The 20,806-nt window shown below is 72.9% G+C and carries 14 protein-coding genes; 7 read left to right on the top strand and 7 right to left on the bottom strand.

All coding sequences use genetic code 11. The annotated features are described in order from the left end of the window. Positions 1–81 precede the first annotated feature (81 nt). Both D6689_20110 and D6689_20105 read right to left on the bottom strand, forming a co-directional pair. Positions 82–2,748 carry an O-antigen ligase domain-containing protein gene (locus D6689_20110; GenBank protein RMH38135.1) on the bottom strand — a complete coding sequence of 889 codons (2,667 nt, stop codon included), beginning with the start codon at positions 2,746–2,748 and terminating at the stop codon, positions 82–84. Between the two features lie 4 nt (positions 2,749–2,752). After that, on the bottom strand, positions 2,753–3,271 hold the full coding sequence (locus D6689_20105; GenBank protein ID RMH38134.1) for a serine acetyltransferase: 519 nt from the start codon (positions 3,269–3,271) through the stop codon (positions 2,753–2,755). A gap of 70 nt (positions 3,272–3,341) precedes the next feature. On the opposite strand from D6689_20105, the gene D6689_20100 reads away from it, so the two are divergent. The 5 genes from D6689_20100 to D6689_20080 are packed head-to-tail and all read left to right on the top strand — an operon-like array spanning position 3,342 to position 9,821. Further along, complete coding sequence (locus D6689_20100) at positions 3,342–4,445, top strand: gfo/Idh/MocA family oxidoreductase (protein RMH38133.1); 1,104 nt, start codon at positions 3,342–3,344, stop codon at positions 4,443–4,445. Beyond that, positions 4,442–5,479: an NAD-dependent epimerase/dehydratase family protein gene (locus D6689_20095; GenBank protein ID RMH38132.1), complete on the top strand. Its 1,038-nt coding sequence runs from the start codon at positions 4,442–4,444 to the stop codon at positions 5,477–5,479. The genes D6689_20100 and D6689_20095 overlap by 4 nt, the downstream gene beginning before the upstream one ends. A 14-nt stretch (positions 5,480–5,493) precedes the next feature. Continuing rightward, positions 5,494–6,993 (top strand): hypothetical protein, encoded by a 1,500-nt coding sequence (locus D6689_20090; GenBank protein RMH38131.1) that lies wholly within the window; start codon positions 5,494–5,496, stop codon positions 6,991–6,993. Beyond that, positions 6,936–8,357: a hypothetical protein gene (locus D6689_20085; protein ID RMH38130.1), complete on the top strand. Its 1,422-nt coding sequence runs from the start codon at positions 6,936–6,938 to the stop codon at positions 8,355–8,357. Before D6689_20090 ends, D6689_20085 begins: the two co-directional genes overlap by 58 nt. Positions 8,358–8,366: 9 nt before the next feature. After that, positions 8,367–9,821: an oligosaccharyltransferase gene (locus D6689_20080; protein ID RMH38129.1), complete on the top strand. Its 1,455-nt coding sequence runs from the start codon at positions 8,367–8,369 to the stop codon at positions 9,819–9,821. A 25-nt stretch (positions 9,822–9,846) separates the two neighbouring features. On the opposite strand, the gene D6689_20075 is transcribed toward D6689_20080, so the two are convergent. Continuing rightward, complete coding sequence (locus tag D6689_20075; protein RMH38128.1) at positions 9,847–11,037, bottom strand: glycosyltransferase family 4 protein; 1,191 nt, start codon at positions 11,035–11,037, stop codon at positions 9,847–9,849. Continuing rightward, positions 11,006–12,949 (bottom strand): asparagine synthase (glutamine-hydrolyzing), encoded by a 1,944-nt coding sequence (gene asnB / locus D6689_20070; protein ID RMH38127.1) that lies wholly within the window; start codon positions 12,947–12,949, stop codon positions 11,006–11,008. The genes D6689_20075 and asnB overlap by 32 nt, the downstream gene beginning before the upstream one ends. Positions 12,950–14,196: 1,247 nt before the next feature. Between asnB and D6689_20065 the strand changes: the two genes are divergently transcribed. Continuing rightward, positions 14,197–15,774: a glycosyltransferase gene (locus D6689_20065; protein ID RMH38126.1), complete on the top strand. Its 1,578-nt coding sequence runs from the start codon at positions 14,197–14,199 to the stop codon at positions 15,772–15,774. Between the two features lie 29 nt (positions 15,775–15,803). Here the strand turns inward: D6689_20065 and D6689_20060 are convergent, their stop codons facing one another. Together D6689_20060 and D6689_20055 are read right to left on the bottom strand one after the other, a co-directional pair. Then, entirely contained in the window at positions 15,804–17,315 is a 1,512-nt protein-coding gene (locus D6689_20060) for a right-handed parallel beta-helix repeat-containing protein (protein ID RMH38125.1), read from the bottom strand. A 51-nt stretch (positions 17,316–17,366) separates the two neighbouring features. Continuing rightward, on the bottom strand, positions 17,367–18,203 hold the full coding sequence (locus tag D6689_20055) for a hypothetical protein (protein RMH38124.1): 837 nt from the start codon (positions 18,201–18,203) through the stop codon (positions 17,367–17,369). Between the two features lie 92 nt (positions 18,204–18,295). Between D6689_20055 and D6689_20050 the strand changes: the two genes are divergently transcribed. Beyond that, positions 18,296–19,717, top strand: a complete 1,422-nt coding sequence (locus D6689_20050; protein ID RMH38123.1) for a DUF362 domain-containing protein — start codon at positions 18,296–18,298, stop codon at positions 19,715–19,717. Between the two features lies 1 nt (position 19,718). Here D6689_20050 and D6689_20045 read toward each other — a convergent pair whose 3' ends face one another. Next, a complete protein-coding gene (locus D6689_20045; GenBank protein ID RMH38122.1) occupies positions 19,719–20,552 on the bottom strand; it encodes a glycosyltransferase in 834 nt (277 codons plus the stop codon). Positions 20,553–20,806 lie beyond the last annotated feature (254 nt).

Below are 20,806 nucleotides of genomic sequence, written 5' to 3'. Positions count from 1 at the left end.
GTCGTCCTGGGGGATGGTGGGGGTGTCCGTCGTGGCGGTCCCATGGCTGCGGCGTGACGCGCTCTGCCCGCACGCGGCGGCTCAAAACCCCTTGAGCCGGGTGACGACCTCCACGAGGCCGAGGAACGCGAGGTCCCCGAGCGCGATCGCGGCGAGTTCCGCGCCGGTGACGCGCACGCGCCAGGTCGGCGCGTGGCTGTGGATGCTCGAGTACAGCGCGCCGCACAGGCCGAAATAGATCCACAGCACGTAATGGTAGGTGAACGACAGAAACAGGATGCCGACGCACATCCCCGCCATCGCCGCGAGCAGCGCCATACTCCACACGCGCGCGACGCGCGCGCCGGGGACGCGAGCGAAATCGCGGACCGCCTGCAACGGGATCTTGATCGACAGGTACAGGATCACCGTCCACAAGAACATGCCGGGAAAGCCGAGTTCGGCGGGCGCGAGCACGTAGGCGTTGTGGGCGGTGAGATAGTGGTACTCGCCGAATGCTCCCTTGCCGACCCCCATGAGCGGGTGGTTGCGGAACATGGCGACGCCGGCCGCCCACGCCTCGTACCGCTCGTTGGCCGATTGCGACGCCTCGGCGCCGCTGCGCCCGCCTTTGAGCAAAAGCGGCGCCGCGAGCATCATGGCCAGCAGGATGCCGCGCCAGCCCATCCGCTTGAGGAAGTACACGCCGACGACCGCCAGGAACACGAGCTGGCCGCCGCGCGACTTGGTGAGGACGACGCACCACGCGGTCAGCACGCCGCCGGCGACGAGCAGGGCGTAGGTGCCGGGCTTGCGGCGGGCGCTCGCCAGGCCGATCAGCAGCGCAAACCCGACCGACACCGTGAGGGCCAGATCGTTCGGATCCTTGAGCACGCCGCGATAGCGCACGCGGTCCTCGATCGTGGTCGTGCGGAACAAGCCGACGCGCTCGCAGCCGTACTCCGCGCCCGGTTCGGCGCCTTGTCCGTAACACTGTTCGGCCGTCTCGCACGGGCGGCCGTCCGGGTCGGTGCTGTCGCGTTCGGCCGGGTCGAGGACGACGCAGCCGGTCGGCGCATAGCCCTGGTGGACGCCGACCGCGGCGACGAACAGGCTGAACCCGATGACGACCGCGCCGACGAGCTGGAGCACCTTGAACGTCTGGATGCCCTGCGCCAGGACGAAGAACAACACGAACGTCACGCCGGTGTTGATGAACTGCAACATGAACAGCTCCGGCGGCGTGACGACGACGAGATTGACGATCTGCCACAGCAGAAACAGCACGACCCACGGCAGCTGGGGCGTGGCGACGGGGCGCGTGATACGCAGGCGCAGGTCGACCGCGTAGCCGAGCGCGGCGAGGGCCAAAAACAGGTAGAGGAACGGAATCTTCGCCAGCGCGTCGACGATCTCCTGCGGCCGCACGTAGATGAAGGTGAGCAGGCCGAGGATTCCGGGGATGGCGAACATGGCGGCAGAGTCGGCGCGGGATGCGGCTATTCGAGCCGCAGCTCGTCGATGAACAGGCGCACGGGATGTGACTGCCCGGGCATGACGAGCGTCACCGAGCGTATCGCAGCCACGTCGAGGGGGCGAGGTCGCGCGCCGGCGTGCGCCGCGGCGAGGTCGACGACGGCGCGGTCCGGGCCGGGGCCCACGTCGAACCACGCGTCGTACTGGGCCGCGTCGGCGTCGCCCTCCGACGGGAACCGGTCGCGCAGTCGCACCGCGACGCGCACGGGTTCGGCCGAGTTCGCGTACAGCGAGACCACCAGCCGCCGGTAGCCGCGCCAGTCGGCCGGGACGTCTACGATGTCGACGCGCGGTCCGTGACCGGCGCCGAAGTCGACCGCGAGCGCGCCGCCGCGGGCGTCCGGCCAGTCCGGCGGCGGCGCGGCGAGATGCGCCGTCGCGCCGTGGTGGGCGGCCACGAACCAGCGGTCCCACCACCGGTCGAAACCGATCAACCGGGGAAGCGCCCGCGCGTGCGCCCGATAGGCGAGGGCGACGGCGCCGACGGGGGTGGCGGTGCCGGCCAGGGCCAGCGCCGCCGCCGCCCACACCCACGCGCGCCGCCGCGCCACCGCGGGCCGCTCGGCGCGCAGGCGACGGTCGGCGGTGGCGGCGACCGCGAGGAACGCCGCGGCGCCGATCGCGTCGCGCAGCAGATCGACCGGATCGGCGTCGCGTCCGGGCAGCCAGTGCTGGTGGAGTTCGGCCGCCGCGCCGGCGCCGACGGTCGCGGCGAAGGCGACCGCGTAGTGCCACGCGCGGTCCGGCAGGCGACGGCGGAGCCACACGAGCGACAGGCGCAGTGCGATGAGCGCGCCGGTGCCGAAAAGCGGCGCGTGTCCGGCGTCGTACACGGTGTCCCACAGGACCGTGTGCGCCGGCTTGGGCAGCCATTCGAGCACCGCGGCGAGGGCGGCCGCGGCCGCGAGCCAGCCGCAGGACTGCGCCGCGGCCCGCCGCCGATCGAATCGTTGCTCCTCCACCGGATGCGCGCCGCGCGGTCTGCGGGATCCGCCGGTCATCGCGCGCCCGGTGCGCCGGCCGGTGCGCGACGGTGCGGCACGGACGGCGGTATCGGTGTCGTGAGGCGGCGGTCGCGGTCGGGCGCGCCAGGGAGGCGGCGACATGCGAGGCGAGGTTTGGCGCACGTCCCAGGCGGACGAGGGGAGGAGCGGAACCTGCGGTACCGAACGGCGCGAGGACGTGCGCCGGAGATCGGCCGCCGATCGCGACGGCAGCCCCTGGGCGCGACATCCACCTACGGGCCCTCGCGGCGGCGTGCGACCGGCCGTGCGGGAATGCCGACCACGGTCGTATCGGGCTCGACGGGCTTGACGACCACCGCGTTGGCGCCGATCCGCGCGCCGCTGCCGACCTCGACGCCGCCGATGACCTTCGCGCCGGATCCGACGAACACGTCGTCGCCGAGCACGGGGGAGCGCCCCTTGTCGTCGCCGATGACGACGCCGCTTTCGAGCGCGACGTTGCGCCCGCCCTTGACCTTCGAGTTGATCACGACCCCGGTCGGGTGCAACAGCACGAAGCCGGGGCCGAACTCCGCGTCGACGCCGATCACGCAGTGGTTGATCAACTTGTTGGCGAACTGGCACGCGTACGCGAGTCCGCGCAGGCGCCGGCGTGCGCTCCACCGCATCGCGCGGTAGAGCAGGTTGGCCGACGTGCCGTCGGCCAGCAGAATGCGCGCCATGCTCACCGGGCGGGCGGCATCGCGCTCGTAGATCTGCCGTTTGTGGCGCATGTCGTGCCAGAAACCCATGACGGCGGGACTATACACAACCGCCGTTCGGCCGTTGCGCGCGTGCGCGGCGTCGTGCTAACGCAGCCGCGTGACCCGCACCGTCCCCCGCGACACCCGCCTCGCCGTCGCCGTCGTCGGCTGCGGCCAGATCGCCGACGGCCACGTGAGCGAGATCGCCAAGATCGACTGCGCGCGGGTCGTCGCGGTGTGCGACCGCGAGCCGCTGATGGCCGAGCAGCTGGCCGTCCGCTACGGGGTCCCCGCGCACTACGCGGACTTCGACGAGATGCTCGCACGCGAGCGCCCGGATGTCGTCCACATCGCGACGCCGCCGGAGTCGCACGTGGCGCTGGCCGAACGCGCGCTCGACGCGGGGTGCCACATCTACGTGGAAAAGCCGGTCGCGCTCACGTACGCCGATACCGAGCGCCTGCTCGCGGCCGTCGCGCGAGCCGGCAAGAAGATCGCCGTCGGCCACAACAGCCAGTTCGACCCGCCGATGCTCGAGCTGCGCGACCGCGTCGCGGCGGGCGAGCTGGGCGAGCCGGTGCACGTCGACAGTTGGTTCGGCTACGACCTGGGCGGGCCCTTCGGCAAGGTCATCCTCGGCTCGCCGGATCACTGGGTCCACCGGCTGCCCGGCAAGCTGTTTCAAAACAACATCAATCACATGCTCAACAAGGTGACCGAGTTCGTCACCGACGATCGCCCGGAGATCCGCGCGATCGGATACACGCTGCGCGAGCGGACGTTCGGCGACGTGCGCGACGACCTGCTCGATGAACTGCGCGTGCTGATCCGGGGCGAACGGGTTTCGGCCACCGCGACGTTCACGTCGCGCGTGCGCCCGGTGGCCCAGTTCATGCGCGTCTACGGCACGCGCAACATCGCGCACGTCGACCTGGTGTCGCGCACGGTCACCCTCGAGCAGGGGCCGACGCTGCCGGCGGCGATCGGCCGCGTCGCCGCCGGCTTCGCGCACAGCTGGCAGTACGCGCGCTCCGCATGGGCGAACGCCCGGCGGTTCGCGCGGGCCGACTACCACTACTTCGCCGGGCTCAACACGCTCATCCGGCGGTTTTACGCGCACATCCTCGACGGCGCGCCGGCGCCGATCCCGCCGCGCGACATCCTGCGCATCGCGTGGATGATGGACGAGATTTTCGCGCAGATCGCGCCGGAGCGGTCATGAGCCACATCCTCGTCACCGGTTCGAACGGCTTCCTCGGCTCGGCGCTCGTGCGCTGCCTCGCCGAGCGCGGCGCCGGGCGGCTGCGCTGTCTGGTGCGCCCCGGCAGCGACCGGTCGCGGCTCGAGCAGACCGTCGCGCACTTCGGCGACGCGATCGACATCGTGCGCGGCACGCTCACCCGGCCCGCGGATTGCGAGGCGGCGGTCGACGGCGTGGACGTCGTCTATCATCTGGCCGCCGCGCCGAGCGGCGCGCCCGCGGACATGTTCTTCAATACGGTCGTCGGGACGCGAAACCTCCTCGACGCGATCGCCGCGCGCGCGGCCGCCGGCCATCGGGTCAAGCTCGTGTTTTGCAGCTCGCTGTCGGTCTACGGCGTGGCCGATCTTCCCGCCGGCGCCGTCGTCGACGAGTCGACGCCGCTCGAGCCCCACCCGGAGCGCCGGGATGTGTACGCGCACACGAAGCTCCGGCAAGAGCAGCTGTGCTGGGACTACCAGACACGGCACGGCTTCCCGATGGTCGTGTTGCGGCCCGGCGTCATCTACGGCCCGGGCGGCGGCGCGATCTCGGCGCGCGTCGGTCTCGAGCTGTTCGGCGTGTTCTTGCACCTCGGCCGCGACACGGTGCTTCCGCTCACCTACGTGGACAACTGCGCCGAGGCGTTTGCGATCGCCGGCGACGACGACCGGGCAGTGGGCCGCGTGTTCAACGTGATCGACGACGACCTGCCGACCGCGCGCGCGTTCTTGCGCGCGTACCGCAAGTGCGTGCGGCGCGTGCCCGTCGTGTCGCTGCCGTACGCCGCCACGCGCTGGATGTCGCGGGCGGTCGAGTGGTACGCGGACTGGTCCGGCGGGCAGCTCCCGGCGGTGTTCACGCCGTACAAGACGGCGAGCATGTGGAAGGGCAATCGCTTCGACAACGGTCGGCTCAAGGCGCTCGGGTGGCGGCCGCGGGTGGCGACCGCGGACGGGATGCGCCGCCATTTCGATGCGCTTGCGGCGGCCGCCGGCGTGGCGGGGCGGTCGTGATAGCGTCGGACACCATGCGCCCGGTGGGCGATAGACTCCGTTGCACGGCCGCCGCGGCGGCGCTGGTTGCGGTCGCCGCCGCGCCGGCGGTCGCGGCGACCTACCGCGTCGGCCCCGGCGAACCGTATCGACAGCTGAACGACCTGCCGGCGCTCGCGCCGGGGGACGAGGTCGAGGTCGTGGGCGGCGCGACCTATGCCGGCGATGTCGTGTTCGACGACCCCGGCGCGCCGGACCGGCCGATCGTCGTTCGCGGCGTGCGGGTCGACGGGCGCCCGCCAGTGATCGCGGGCGGCGACACCACGGTGGAGTTTCGCGCCAACCACTACGTGTTCGAGGGGTTCGCCGTCACCGGGGGCTCGCGGCGGTGCGTGTTTCACCACGCGCACGACATCACGATCCGCGACAGCGTCGTCTATGACTGCCCGGGACACGGCATCCTCGGCGCCGACGACGATTCCGGCTCGCTCACGCTGTCGTACGTCGAGGTCCACGACTGCGGCGACGGCGAGCGCCATCATCAGATCTACATGGCTACCGACGAGGACGCCTATCCGGGAGCCGTGTTCCGCATGGAGCACTGCTACGTACACGACGGGCGCGGCGGCAACAACGTCAAGTCGCGCGCGGAGCGCAACGAGATCTACTACAACTGGATCGAGGGCGCCGCGTATCACGAGGTGGAACTGATCGGACCGGACGGCGCGAGTGAGTCGCTCGCGCGCGAGGACTCGGAGGTCGCCTGCAACGTGATCCGGAAGACCGGCCCGAACGCCGCGTTCTACGCCGTTCGGGTCGGCGGCGACGGTACGGGCCAGACCTGGGGCCGGTACCGGTTCGTCAACAACACGTTCGTGCTCGCCGGCGACGCGCGCGCGGCGGTGCGCGTGTTCGACGGCATCGACAGCCTCGAGCTGCACAACAACGCGTTCGTCCGCGCCGGCGGCGGCGGCGTGCGCGTGTGCGACATGTCGTCGGCCGCGTGGGCCCAAGGCGAGCGCGCCTACGGCAGGACCAACTGGCTGCCCGACGAGGCGACCGGCGTGCCACAGGGCCTGGTCGACTCGCGGCGCGGGGCGGATCCGCGGCTCGAGGACGTCGCCGGGGGCGACCTGCGGCCGGCCGACGGCAGCCCGCTGATCGACGCGGGCACCGACATGCCGCCGACTGGCGACGCGGCACCGTTTCCGCGGCCGCTCGACGCGTGCGCGTACCTGCCGCCGCCGCGGCGGCTCGAGGCGGTCGGCGCGGCGGTGCGCCGGCCGCGCGCCGGAGCGATCGACATCGGCGCGTACGAGTTCGGCGCGGAGCGGCCGGGCGCGGTCGACGCGGGGCCCGATGGTGCGGGCGGCGGTGGAGGCGCCGGGACGACGACCGACGGCGGCGCCGGGTCCGGCGCGCCGGTCGGCGGCGGCTGCGGATGTCGTGCGGGCGCGGCGGACGGGCCGGGGGCGTGGTGGCCGGGCGCGCTGGCGGTCGGCCTGCGGCGCCGGCGGCGGAGGAGGTCGCGATGACCGCCGCGCCGCTGCGCGCGCTCATCGTGAGCTACCCGTGGCCGCCGACCGGCGGCGCCGGCGTGCAGCGCGCCGTCAAGCTGGCCAAGTACCTGCCCGAGTTTGGCGTGCAGCCGGCGGCGCTCACCGTCGCCAACCCGTCGGTGCCGGTGCGGGACGAGTCGCTGTCGCGCGACCTGCCGCCCGGGATGACCGTCGTGCGGGCGCGCACCCTCGAGCCGGGCTACGGCGTCAAGCGCGCGGCGTGGCGCACGACGGCGGCGGCGCAACCGAGCCCGGCCGTCCGCGTGCGCCGGTTCGCCACCGCGCTGGCGCGCAGCGCCCTGTTCCCCGATCCCCAGATCCTGTGGCAGCCGGCGGCGCAGGCGGCGCTCGCGCGGCGGCTGTGGGGCTCGGCGCGCGACGACGTGGTGTTCGTCACCGCGCCGCCGTTTTCGCAGTTCTTCGCCGCGCCGCTGGCGCGCTTGCGCCGCGGCACCGCGGTGGTGCTCGACTACCGCGACGAGTGGAGCACGTTGCGCGCATCGTACGAGATGTTGTCCCGGGTGGGCGTCGTGATCGGCGATCCGCTCGAGGCGGCGCTGCTGCGCACGGCGCACGCGGTCACGACCGCCACCGAGGAGTTTCGCGCCAACCTGCTGTCCCGGTTTCCGTTCCTCGATCCGGATCGCGTCGTGGCGATCCCCAACGGCTACGATCCGGACGATGTCCCGGCGGACCTGCCGGAGCCGCCGCGCGATCGGTTCGTGGTCACCTACGCGGGGACCGTGTTCAAGCTCACGAGCCCGCGCGGCCTGCTCGGCGCGATCCGGCGGCTGCACCGCGACAGTCCGGACCTGGCGCGCCTGCTGCGCGTCCGGTTCGTCGGCCGCATCGTCGACACCGAACAGCCGCTGTTCGACGGTGCCGATGCGCTCGGGGTCGAGCGCGTCGGCTACGTGCCGCAGCAGCAGGTCGCGTCGGAACTGGCGGCGAGCCATCTGGTGTTGTGCCTGCTCGACGACGTGCCCGGCACCGACCGGATCTATCCCGCCAAGATTTTCGAATTGATGTACCTGCGACGGCCGTGCCTCACGCTGGCGCCGCCGGGCGCGCTCGCACGGCTCGTGGACCGGCATCGCGTCGGCGCGGTGCTGCCGCCGCGGGACGAGGCGGCCATCGCCCGCTATCTGGCCGACGCCCTGCGCCGGTTCGCCGCCGGTGACTACCCGCTGCGGTCGGCACCGGTCGACATCGACCGCTACAGCCGCCGGGCGATCGCGGGCGCGTTCGCCGACGTGTTCCGCGCGGCGGTGGCGCGCGCGCGCGGCGGCGCCGCCGCGCGTTCCGCGCACTCCACCCCGACCGCGCCGCCGGGCGCGTGACCGCGTGCCATGAGCCTGGCCGTTCGAGCCGCCCGCGGCGCCATCTGGAACATCGGCACGTCCGTCGGAACGCGCCTGATCGGCGTCGTCGGCACGCTCGTGCTCGCGCGCCTGCTCGACCCGGACACGATCGGCGAGGTGCTGGTCGCGACCGCGCTCGTCCTCACGGCCAAGCAGCTGTCGCACATCGGCTTCGGGCAGTACGTGATCGCGAACAAGCCAGACCGCGACGGCGTGTTTCACGCCACCGCGCTCATGCTCGGCACGATCGCGCTGGCGTTCGCGGTGTTGTGGTGGTTGCGCGCCCCGCTGTCGGCGGCGTTCGGCGCGCCTGACGCCGCGCGGTACGTGCCGGCGCTCGTCGTCGGCGCGTTCTTGCAGCGAGTCGGCTACACGGTGTCGCGCGTGCTGGCGCGCGACCTTCGGTTCCGCGCGGTCGCGATCGGCAATAGTCTCGGAGAGCTCGCCTACCCGATCGTCGCCGTCGGCCTGGCATGGGCCGGTTGGGGCGGCGACGCGATCGCCGCGGCATTCGTCGCGCGCGGCGCGGTGCAGGCCGCCGCGTTCATCGCGGCCGCCGACCGGCGCGAGTGGCTGAGCCCGTGCCGCCTGTCGTGGGCGCGCACCGTCGAGATCCTGCGGTTCGGCGTGCCGCTGTGGATCGCGTCGCTGGCTCACTTCGCGTCGCGCCAGTGGGACAACTTGCTCGTGTCCCGGTTCTTCGGCGCCCACGCGGTCGGCATCTACAACTACGGGTACAACCTGGCGGACATCCCGGCCAGCCAGGTCGGCGAGCACATCGGTGACGTGCTGCTGCCGTCGTTTGCGACGATCGCTCCCGACCAGCGCCGCCGCGCGCTGGCGCGCGCCACGTCGCTCCTCGCGCTCGTCGTGTTCCCGCTCGCGACCGGGCTCGGCGCCGTGGCGCACACGCTCGTCGCCGTCATCTTCAACGAGCAGTGGCAGGCGGTGGCTCCGGTCCTCGTGATCCTGTCGTCGCTGTCGGTCGTGCGCCCCGTCGGCTGGACGATCAACTCCTATCTCGTCGCGCTGCATCGGACCGGTGCGGTCATGCTCCTCGAGTTCATCAAGCTCGGTGCGCTGATGGCGCTGATCGCGGCGCTGTCGCCGCTCGGCATCGAGTGGGTGTGCGCCGGCGTCGGCCTCGCGTTCGCCGCGAACGCGGCCGCGAGCGTGTGGCTCGTCCGCCGCGCCGACGGCATCCCGGCGGGGCCGCTGGTCGCCGGGCTGATCGGCCCGTTGATGGCGTGCGGTCCGATGGTCGGCGCCGTGCTCGGCGTCCGCCACGTCGCCGCGGCGATGGGGTGGCCGGCGACCGCGTCGCTCGTCGCGGAGCTTTTCACCGGCGCGGTCGTCTACGTGCCGGCCGCGCTGGTGCTGGCGCCGGCCACGTCGCGGGATCTCATCGGCCTGGTCCGCAAGGCGTTGCGCCGCGGGGCGTGACGCAGCCGACGGGCACCGCCGGCCGTCAGCGAGCGCGGTCGCGCGCCGCGCGGGCGCACGACTCGACGTAGCGCTGGGCCGTCTCGTCGAGCGTGTACGGGTCCATGGCGCGGGCGATGGCGGCGCGATCCCACGTCCGCGCGAGCGCGTCGCGCAGGCGGGCCGCGAGGGCGCCGGGGTCGCGCGGCGGCACCAGATAGCCCGCGCCCGTGAGGGCGAGCACGTCGGCGACGCCGCCGACGTCCGACGCCACCCACGGACAGCCGCACGCGAAGCTCTCGACGAGCACGTCGGGCCACCCCTCCTCGAAGCTCGGCAAGCAGGCCGCGTCCGCTGCGGCGTAGTACAGCTTCATGCGCGACTCCGGCTGGAAGCCGGCGAGCTGCACGCGGTCGCCGAGGCCGAGTTCGGCGATCCGCCGTTCGATGTCGGCGCGCTGCGGTCCGTCCCCGACGAGCACGGCGCGCCACGACGGATCGCACTGGCGCCACGCGTCGAGGAACACCAGCACGCCCTTTTCCGGCGACAGTCGGCCGGGGACGACGACGACGCGCGCGTCGCCGACCGGCGGCAGGCCGAGCTGTCGCCGCGCGTCGTCGCGGTCCACCGGGTGAAACACCGCGCGGTCGACGCCGGTCGGCACGTAGTCGATGCGGTCGCTCGCCGCGCCGAGCGTGCCGCACTCGTCCGCGAGAGCGCGCGACACCGCGATGATGCGCGCGGCATGGCGCACGCCCCACGCGATCTGGGGGCGCCGCAGCGCCTGCTGGGCGTAGTCGTTGATGTCCGAGCCCATCACGCGCATCACGACGGGCAGGCCGAGGTGTCTGCCGAGGGCGACCGCCGCGACGCCGTCCGGATAGGCCCAGGCGGTCAGAATCGCGTCGGGCCGAAACCGGTCCACCTCGCGCCGCAGCGTGCGCGCCAGCGACGCGGCGTACAGCGCCGGGTACAGCGACCGGCCGACGCGCGGGATGTGCGCGATGCGGGGATGGAGGATCGCGGAGCCGTCGTCGTCGATCTCCTCGCGGGGCACGGCGCGCTCGGCGCGCAGTCGCGGCGACCGGCGGGCGGCGATCTCCGGGTACCACGGCACGGGAACGACGAGGCGCAACGCGGCGTGCGGCCGCATCGCGCGCACGATCCGGCCGTTGCCGACGCCGGCCTGGGGCCGCGCGGCCGAGCTATACAGCGCGGACAGAAACAGGATGCGCATGGTCGCGGTGGTCCGTGTTCGGCGCGCCGTCGAGGCGTTCGGCCGCGCGCGCCCAGTATTCGAGCATCAGCAATTGAAACAGCTGGCGGCTCCAGTCGTTCGCGCCGGTCCGGTGCTCGGCGACCAACCGTTCGACGCGCGCGCGATCGAACAGCGGCGCGGTCACCGGCGACGGCGTGAGGAGGACGTCGGCCGCCGCGCGGCCCCACGGCCCGCGGAACAGTTCCGCCAGCGGCGTCGGAAAGCCGAGCTTGCGCCGCGCGCGCACCTCGCGCGGGATGCGGTCGGCGAGCGCCCGCTTGAGGATCCACTTTTGCGTGTGCGGGCGGACCTTGTAGCGCGCCGGCACCCGGGCGGCGAGTTCGACGAGGCGATGGTCCAAAAACGGCACGCGCAGCTCGACGGACGCGGCCATGCTCATCAGGTCGCTGCGCAGCAACGTGTTGTCCACCAGCCAGGCGCGGCAGTCGACCGCCGCCATCTGCGACAGGATCTCGGGGCCGCCGGCTCCGTCGTACAGCCGGCGCAGCGCGTCGCGCGCGTCGATCCCGCGCAGCGCGTCGCGCATCGCATCGCTGTACAACGAGTCCTTGACCGCGGTGTCGTAGTAGTTGAGGCCGAGGTAGCGGCGCTCGAGCGGTTCGCCGAGCAGGCGCAGGTACTTGGCCGCCTTGGCCGGCATCGGCAGGTTCGCGAGGCGGCCGAGGGCGCCGGGCAGCCGGCGCAGCGCCGCGTCGGGCATCAGCCGCTGAGCCAGTTCGATCGCGTACATCGTTCGGTACGCCGTGTAGCCGAACCAGGTCTCGTCGGCGCCTTCGCCGGACAGGACGACGGTGACGTGTTCGCGCACGCGGCGGCACAGCGCGAGCAGCTGGCCGACCATCGACTCGCCGAGGGGTTCGTCGAGCAGCTCGCCGGCCTCCATCAGCGCGGCGCCGTGGCTGTCGGCCGACAGGCGGATGGCGTGATGACGCGTGCCGAGGCGCTCGGCGGTCTTTTTGGCGCGGTCGAGTTCGAGCACCGCGCCGGGTACGTCGACGCCGATGGAGAAGCTGTCCATGCCGGCCGCGGCGCCGTGGCGCGCGATCGTCGCGGCGATGGCCGTCGAGTCGACCCCGCCGGACAGCAGCACGCCGACCGGCACGTCGGACCGCAGGCGGATGCGCACGGCATCGTCGAACGTCGCGCGCAGCTGAGCGCACCAGTCGTCGACGCTCGGGCGCGGATCCGGTTCGAAGCGCAACGACCAGTAGGTCGTGTGGCGCGTCGTGCCATCGGCGTCGACGGTCATGATCGTGCCGGGATCGAGCTTGCGCACCCCGCGCACCATGCACCGCGGATGGACGACGTAGCCGAGCGCCATGTACTCGTCGATCGCTTCGAGGTCGACCCGGGTGTCGACGCCGGGGACCGCGCGCAGCGCCTTGACCTCCGACGCGAACGCGATGCCGTCGGGGGTGTCGGCGTAGTACAGCGGCTTGATGCCCATCCGGTCGCGGCACAGCACGAGGCGGCGGCGCGGCGCGTCCCACAGCGCGATCGCGAACATCCCGTTGAGCCGGTCGGCAAACGACAGCCCCCATTGGCGATACGCCAGCAGGATGACTTCCGTGTCGCTCCGGGTTCGGCGTTCGTGACCGAGGGCGCGCAACTCGTCGCCGAGCTCGACGTAGTTGTAGATCTCCCCGTTGAACGCGACGGTGAGGGCGCCGTCGGCGGTGGACATCGGCTGGGCGCCGGTGTCGAGATCGATGATGGCGAGCCGCCGGTGGGCGAGCCCGACGGCGCCGTCGACGACGACGCCCTCGCCGTCGGGGCCGCGGTGGCGCATGCGCGCGGCCATTCGGCGCAGGATCGGCCCGGGCGCGGGACGTCCCGTCCGATACGCGTACAGTCCCGCGATCCCACACATGGCCGGGCATGCTACATAATCCGCTCCGTGCGCACCACCGTCGCCGTCCTCCTGCTCGCCACCGCGTGCGCCCAGCCGGCGCCGAACGAACCCGGCCGTGCGCCGGCCGCAGGCGGCGGCGCGCCGGCCCCGAGCGGCCGTGCGCCGGCCGCGGGCAGTGGCGCGGGTTCGGCTTCGGCCGGCGGCGCCGCGGGTCCGCCTGCGCCCGGCGGCAGCGGCGCCGCGCCGGGCGCCACTGCACCGCCTCCCGCGGCGTGCGCGCCCGGACCGGGCAAGACCTACGACGTTGGCGACGGCAAACCCTACCGCGCGCTCGGCGACGTGCCGTTCGAGCGCCTGCGCCCCGGCGACACCGTGCGCGTCCACTGGCGCGCTGAGCCGTACCGCGAAAAGATCTTGCTGTCGGCATCCGGCACGCGCGACAAGCCGATCCGGCTGTGCGGCGTCCCCGGCCCGCGGGGGCAGCTGCCGGTCGTGTCGGGCGACAACGCGACGACGCGCCGCGAATCGATCTATCCGTACGCCGGCACGCAGGACCGCGGCCTGGTCGTCGTGACCGTGCGCAAGCCGTACCGTTGGGGCGACAAGCCGAGCTGGATCGCGATCGAGAACCTCGAACTGCGGTCGGCATACCGCGGCGACGACGACGACCATCCGCTCGGCTTCACCGACGCCGGCGGCAAGCGCCGCGCGTATTCGACCAATGCGGCGTCGATCTTCATCGAGCGCGGCGAGCACATCGCGGTGCGCAACTGCGTGCTGCACGACTCGGCCTACGGCCTGTTCGTCGCGTCCGGCAACTCCGAGGAGGTCGTGTCCCGCGAGATCCTCGTCGAGGGCAACTGGATCTACGGCAACGGCACGGCGGGCACGGACCGGCGCCACAACGTGTACACCGAGGCCGCCGGGATCGTGTTTCAGGGCAACCGGTTCGGCCCGCAGCGGGCCGGCGCGCGCGGCAACCAGATCAAGGACCGCTCGGCCGGGACGATCGTCCGCTACAACTGGATCGAAGGCGGCGCGCACCTGCTCGACCTGGTCGAGCCGGAGGAGGCGGCGCCGGTCCTGGTCGCCGATCCTCGCTACCGCGAGACGTTCGTGTACGGCAACGTGATGATCTCCGGGCCGCGCGATGGCTCGTCGATCGTCCACTACGGCGGCGACAACGGCGTGACCAAGACCTACCGCAAGGGCACGCTGTACTTCTTTCACAACACGGTCGTCATCCGCGCGAGCGACAAGCAGCGGTGGAACACGGCGCTGTTTCGGGTCGAGACCGACGACGAAACGGTCGACGCCCGCAACAACATCATCTGGAACGGCGGCACGACCCACTTGTATCTGATGAAGAAGGCCGGCCAGCTCACGCTCGGGACCAACTGGATCTCGTCGCGCTACGGGACCTGGCAGTATGCCGACCAGCGCGTGGCCGGGACGATCCGCGGCGAAGACCGACTCCTTCGCGGCGACGCGCCCGGCTTCGTCGACGCGGCCGGCGACGACTTTCGCCTGGCGCCGGCGTCCAAGGCGCGCGGAGCCGGCGGTCCGCTGGCCGACGCCGCCGGCGCGCGGGCGCGACCGCCGCGGCAGTACGTCCCGCACCGCCAGATCGGGCCGCGCGCGTCGCTCGGCCGCGGGGCGGACCTGGGCGCGTTCGGAGACAGCCAGTGACGTCGCGTCACCCGACAGTCGTCGAGGTGGTCGGATCGCTCGCCGTCGGCGGCGCCGAGCGCGTCGCGCTCGAGGTGGCGGCCGGGCTGGCCGACCGCGGCTGGGACGCCCGGCTGCTCATCGCCGGGCCCGCCGATCCGGACGGGGCGTTCGAGCGCTCGATCGCCGACGAGGCGCGCGCGCGCGGCGTGCCCGTCGACCACGTGCCGTTTCGCGGCGCGACGCATCCGGCGTCGGCGCGCGCGCTGGCGAGCTGGCTGCGGCGCCATCGGCCCGGCGTGGTGCACGTGCACAACCGCCCGCAGGATTGGCAGGTCGCCGCCGTGTGCAAGGCGCTGCGCGTGCCCGTGATCTACACGGTGCACCTGCCGTACACGTTCGACCGGCGCCGCGATCAGCTGCTGTACACGGCGCTCGGGCGCGCGGTGCCCGCGGTCGTGTGCGTGTCGCGGGCGGTCGCCAACCACGTGCGCGACAGCGAGCGGATCCCGCCGGACAAGCTGCGCGTGATCTACAACGGCATCCGCATGGACGTGTTTCGCCCGCCGGCGGCGGCCGATCGCGCGGCGGCGCGCGCTGCCCTCGGTTGGGGCGACGGCGACTTCGGCTGGATCACGGCGGCGCGGCTGCACAGCCAGAAGGGCCACCGCTTCCTGCTCGACGCGATCGCGCGGCTGCCCGCCGATTCGCGCGCGCGGTTCGCGCTGGCCGGCGACGGGCCGTTGCAGGCGGAACTCGAGGCCCGCGCCGCACGGCTCGGGATCGGCGATCGCGTGCAGTTTCTCGGCGCCCGCCGCGACGTGCCGGCGCTGCTCGGCGCCGCGGACGGCTACGCGTGCACGTCGATGCAGGAGGGTCACCCGCTGTCTCTGCTCGAGGCGATGGCGGTGGAACTGCCCGTCGTCGCGCCTCGACTGCCGTCGATCGAGGAGATCGCGATGGACGGTACGCCGGTGCTGTTCGGCCCGCGCATCGACGGCTGGGCCGAAGCGCACGACCCCGACGCGATCGCCGCCGCCCTGCTGCAGGTCGAGCGCGACGCGGCCGAGGCCCGGCGGCGCGCTCGCGCGGCGCGCGCGCACATCGCCGAGCGCTACTCGCGCGAGGCGATGATCGGCGGGCACGCGGCGCTGTACGAGCGCGTCGCGCGCTGACGGTCGGCCCGCTGCGCGGCGCGGCGGCGTCAGCCGCCCTCGAACGCGCCGAGATCCATCGCCGCGCCGCGCACGCTGCGCGGCTGGCCGGTCGCGGGCGGCGCATATTCGGCGTCCACCGGCGGCGCGCCGTCGGCCAGCGGGCCGGCGGCGTCGATCAGCGGCGACCCCGCCACCGGCCGGAGGTCGGCGTCCAGCCCCGGGTCGGCGCCGGCGATCAGGTTGGCCTCGCCGTCGACCGAGCCGCGGAAGTCCTCGTAGGCCGTCCAGTAGCCGTCGCTCACCCAGTTGACGCCCAGGTGCAGCTGCCCGTCGCGGCCGACGAGCGCGAGGTGGGTCGTTCCGTGGCGGACGATCACGTTGTTGCGCGCGTCGACCGTCTCGTCGTTCGTGGACACCTCGATGACCGCGGTGCGATAGCGGTCGTCCGCGTCGGCGGACGTGACGACCGTGTTGTGAAAGAAGTACAGCGTGCCCTTGCGAAAGTTCTGCTCGAAGCCGAGCGTGTCGCCGCCGTAGTGGACGATGTGGCCGCCGTCTCCTGACGCCTCGTCGTTGAGGATCACGTTGCCGTAGACGAACGTCTCGCGGTAGCGCGGATCGGCCAGGGCGTGGTCGACGTGCTCCTGGGCGTCGACGAGGTCGACCTGGCGCGCACCGCCCTCGACCCAGTTGTAGCGGAAGACGGTGCCCGCCGACCGGTCCTTGTAGTTGCCGCCGCCGGCGCCGTCGCGCAGGCGCTCGAACCGGTTGAACTGCACGACCACCCCGAGCGCTTGCGTGTAGCAGTTGTGTCGGGCTTCCTCGCCCACGACGCCGTTGCCGGAAAACAAATTGCCCTCGATCAGGATGTCCTCGGTGACGTGGGCGTCCGTCTCGTCCTTCGACAGCGTGAACAGACCGAGGCCGTTGTCGGTGAACACGTTGCCGCGCACGTCGATGTGGGCGCCGTGGGTGATGTACAGCCCGGCGGCAAAGCTGTCGTAGTTGCGCACGTCGCCTTGCGAGTTGGTGTAGGTGTAGTCGCGGTAGGCGCCGCGGATCACGAGCCCCTCGATCGCGAGGTACTCGGTGCGCGTGCCGTAGCGGTCGTCGTCGTCCTCGGTCACCATCACGACGGCGGCGTCTTGCAGCGGCAGGTACGGGTGCCAGTGTTGGTTCGGGCTGGTCACCGCGCCGTTGCCGTCGATCACCGGCAGCTCGCCGCCCGGCCCCGGTACGCCGCACAGCCGGATCGGGTCGCCCGGCGCGCCGCTGTTGGACAGCAGCACCTTTTCGCGATACGGCTGCGCGCGCCAGTGGACGCGCACCGTGTCGCCGGGGCCGAGCGCGTACCAGGGCACGTCGCCGAGCGCGGGGTAGGGCTGGCCGTCGCCGACGTCGTAGACCGTTCCGGACCCGGTGTGCTCGCAGGCGACCGCCATCGGCGGCGTGAAGCTGCCCGCATCGCCGCCGCCGGACGCGCCGTCGGGGGACGCGCACGCGAGCGCCGCGAGCGCCGCCGTCGCGGCAAACGGGAGGGAGATGCGCATGGCGACCACGCGTGTACCACGCGGGCGCGCGGGCCGCCAGGCCGCGGCGCGTGCCGCCGATCACGCGGGGACGCCGAACCACGTGGCGACGCGGCGGCGGTGTTCGGCCAGGTGGCGGGCGTAGCCGGCGGCGCCGCGCAGCGCCGCGAGCTCGAAGTCGATCCAGTACACGGCGCCGGTGCGGGCGCCGACGATCGCGTTGCCCAGCTTGATGTCCATCGGCGCGACTCCGCGGTCGGTCATCGCGCGCATCAGGCCGGCGATCGCGTCGCGCAACGCCTCGTCGGCGTGCGCGGCGAACGCGGCGTGCTCGCGGCGTTCGCGGTCCGGGTCGTCGATCGCGTCGCTCGCGCCGTCGAGGTCGGTGAGCCCCGGCGTGTGGGCGGCGAACCGCCGCTGGAGCGTCTCGCCGTGGATGTAGTCCATGTACAGGGTCTGCGACGGGACGTGTACGTCGCGCAGCCGCGGCGCGCAGCCGGCGTCGTCGAGGCGCAGCAGCGCCGCCGCCTCGGTGAAAAACAGCAGCCCGAGCGCGCCCCACGCCCGGGTCGCGACGCTCGCGAGTTCGTCCTGGCGGCGGAACGACTTGCGCACGCACACGGCGCCGCGGTGCAGGACCACGTGCAGTTCGTACCGGCGCTTGCGCAGCCTGTCGGCCCGGCGGTTGAAGTACGGCTCGTCGGCGGGGTGGACGGCGAACGCGAACCCGTCCTGGTCGATTTCGGCCAGCACCCGGTCGTGGGCGCCCGCGATGGCCACCGACGGGATGTCCTCGGGCCGGGCCGCGTCCGGCACCGGCGGCCGCGGCCGCCGCAGCGCGCCCTGCAGTCGCGCGCGCACGACCTCGGCGGTCGCCAGCGCGAGCTTGGTCGCCGGCGCGGCGCCCGGCAGCCTCACGGCGCGAACCTCCGGCTGGCGGCGCCGCGGCGGCGCGTTATGCTTGGCGGCGGCGTGTCTGCCTCGTGCTCCATCTCGCGCCGAGTCCTACCATGACCACCCGAACCTCGACACCGTCCAACCGTTCCCTCCTGCGCGCGGGCGAGCGCGGCGGCATCTCGCGCCGCGCGCTGCTCGCCGGCGGCGCCGGCGCCGTCGGGCTCGCCGGCGTCGCGTTCGCGCTGCGCCGGAAGCTGCGCGCCAGGCTGTCGGCGTGGACGCGCCTGCCGTCGTTCGCCGCCACCCCGCCGTTGGTGCCGCACGATCCGCAGCGCGACCGGCGCACGCTGTACGTGGCGGCCGGCGCGGGCCCCGCGGCCAACATCGACGCGGTCGTCGACAAGCTCGGCGGCATCGGGGCGATCGTCGGCAAGGACGACGTCGTGCTGATCAAGGTGAGCGCGCAGTGGTGGAACCAGGGCATGACGAACGTCGCCGCGGTCCGGCGCATGATCGAGCACGTGCTCGAGCGGCCGGACTTCGCGGGCGAGATCGTCGTGTTCGAAAACACCCACTTTCGCCTGCCGGACGGCTCGGGCCTGTCGCGCGCGTGGACGCGCCCGAGCGAGCGCAACGTGGACGTGCCCGGCATGACCCGGCTCGGCGACCTGATCGACTACTTCCGCGGCAAGCCGGTCGGATTCGTCGGCCTCGTCGATGCCGGCCTCAGCGCGTTGTCCGGCGACCACTGGCACGATCCCGACCACGCCCACGGCGTCTACGGCGGCGACGGCCGGGGCCCGATCGCGCCGGGCGAGATCCGCGACGGCTACGTGTGGGACTTCGACGCGGCGTTCCGGGTCAAGCGCAGTTGGGTCGACTGGGCGCAGACGCCGCTGACGTACCCGGTGTTCACCTCGCCGGTGAGCGGACTGATCGTCGACTTTCGCCGGGGCGCGCTGCGGCGCACGGACGGCGGCGTCGAGTCCGCGGGCCGCAAGCTGACGTGGATCAACATGACGACGGCCAACGAGCACGAGGCGACCGGCTTCACCGGCGCGTGCAAGTCGACGATGGGCGTGGTCGACATGAGCGCCGGCCGGCTCGGTACGGACCCGCGCGTGCAGGACTACCTGTCCGTCCACCACTTCGGCAGCCCGAACGCGAAGTGGCGCATGGCCGGGCCGCTCGCCCAGTTCGCCCGCGAGGTGCGCGCGCCCGACCTGATCGTCACGGTGGCCGAGTGGGTGGCGGCGACGCCGCCGGGGCCGCGCGGCGCCGCGTGGGACGGCGAGCGGGAGGACATCCGCCTGGCGGCCGACTCGGCGTTTCGCACGCGCACGGTCGTCGCCGGCACCGATCCGGTCGCGATCGACACCTGGTGCGTGCGCAACTTGTTGATGCCGATCGCGGGGGCCCGCAAGGCGATCTACGACCTCGACGACGATCAGTCGCGCGTGGTCAAGTTCCTGCGCTACTACCGCCAGGTCTACGGATCCGGAACCCTCGATCCGGCGCTCATCGACGTGGTGTGAGTCAGCCGCGATCCGGCTCGCGGTGGATGCCGCGCGGCGGCGACCAGAACGCGCGGTAGCGCCACCAATAGCGCACCAGACCCTTGGCGTGGCTCAGCCCCATGCGCGAAAGCGGCCGCTTGTTGGTGATGCGCTGGCAGTTGTGGACGACCTGTACCGCCGGGTAGTACCAGACGGCGAGGCCGGCCCGCCAGCAGCGCGCGCAAAACTCGACGTCCTCGGGCGAGTAGAAGATCGTCTCGTCGAGCAGACCGACGCGGTCGAACGTGGTACGCGGAACGAGCCAGCAGGCGGAGATCGCGTAGTCCACCGGGGTCGTCTCGCCGGCGAGCACCGCGTCGATCGACTCGTTGCGCGCGCGAAGCCGCTCGATGTCGAGCAGGCGGTACACCTTCGTGAGCACGGTGGGAAACCGCCGCGCCGACTCCTGAAACCCACCGTCCGGGTAGACCAGCCGCGGGCAGATGATGCCGACGCGATCGGGATCGGGGATGCGGGCCGGCGCGTCGACCAACCCCCGCAGCGTGCCCGGTGGAATTTCGGTGTCGCTGTCGAGCACGAGGACGTAGTCGCCGCGGGCCATCCGGATGCCGATGTTGCGGCTCACGGTGGTGCCGTGATTGCGGCTCAGCGGCACCAGTTGGACCTCGGGGTGGCGGTCCCGGTGGCGCGCGAGGCGCTCGACCGTGTCGTCGGTCGAGCCGTTGTCGACCGCGATCACCTCGATCGGGACGTCCGAGGCGCGGGCATCGGCCAGCAGCGTGTCGAGCAGCGGGTCGACGAACCGGGCGCTGTTCCACGTGAGGGTGACGACGGAGATGACGGGACGGGCCATGGGCGTGGGGCGGGCGACGAGGGCCGCACGTTGCGTACCACGACAGCGGGCCCGCGACCAAGCCGGCGGCTAGGAGGCTGTTGCGCATAGCCGCTGGCTGCGGTCGCGATCTGCGGGCGATCTTCGGCGTACGTCCTCGCGCCCTTCGGTACCGTATGATGATACGCGCCCTCGTGCGCTACGGGCGTGCGCCGAACCTCGCCTCGCATCTCGCAACCTCGCTGGCGCGCCTATGCGCAACAGCCTCCTAGCGG

The organism is Deltaproteobacteria bacterium, from assembly GCA_003696105.1.
Classification (GTDB): Bacteria; Myxococcota_A; Polyangia; order Haliangiales; family J016; genus J016.
Note: the sequence above shows the minus strand (reverse complement) of the source record. Positions and strands in the feature narration are given on the sequence as shown.

Bases quoted from the DNA above. Each gene is read 5' to 3' on its own strand.
- D6689_20105 (RMH38134.1), bottom strand. From the start codon at position 3,271: ATGGGTTTCTGGCACGACATGCGCCACAAACGGCAGATCTACGAGCGC.
- D6689_20110 (RMH38135.1), bottom strand. From the start codon at position 2,748: ATGTCGCGCCCAGGGGCTGCCGTCGCGATCGGCGGCCGATCTCCGGCG.
- asnB (RMH38127.1), bottom strand. From the start codon at position 12,949: ATGTGTGGGATCGCGGGACTGTACGCGTATCGGACGGGACGTCCCGCG.
- D6689_20095 (RMH38132.1), top strand. From the start codon at position 4,442: ATGAGCCACATCCTCGTCACCGGTTCGAACGGCTTCCTCGGCTCGGCG.
- D6689_20045 (RMH38122.1), bottom strand. From the start codon at position 20,552: ATGGCCCGTCCCGTCATCTCCGTCGTCACCCTCACGTGGAACAGCGCC.
- D6689_20080 (RMH38129.1), top strand. From the start codon at position 8,367: ATGAGCCTGGCCGTTCGAGCCGCCCGCGGCGCCATCTGGAACATCGGC.
- D6689_20090 (RMH38131.1), top strand. From the start codon at position 5,494: ATGCGCCCGGTGGGCGATAGACTCCGTTGCACGGCCGCCGCGGCGGCG.
- D6689_20075 (RMH38128.1), bottom strand. From the start codon at position 11,037: ATGCGCATCCTGTTTCTGTCCGCGCTGTATAGCTCGGCCGCGCGGCCC.
- D6689_20050 (RMH38123.1), top strand. From the start codon at position 18,296: ATGACCACCCGAACCTCGACACCGTCCAACCGTTCCCTCCTGCGCGCG.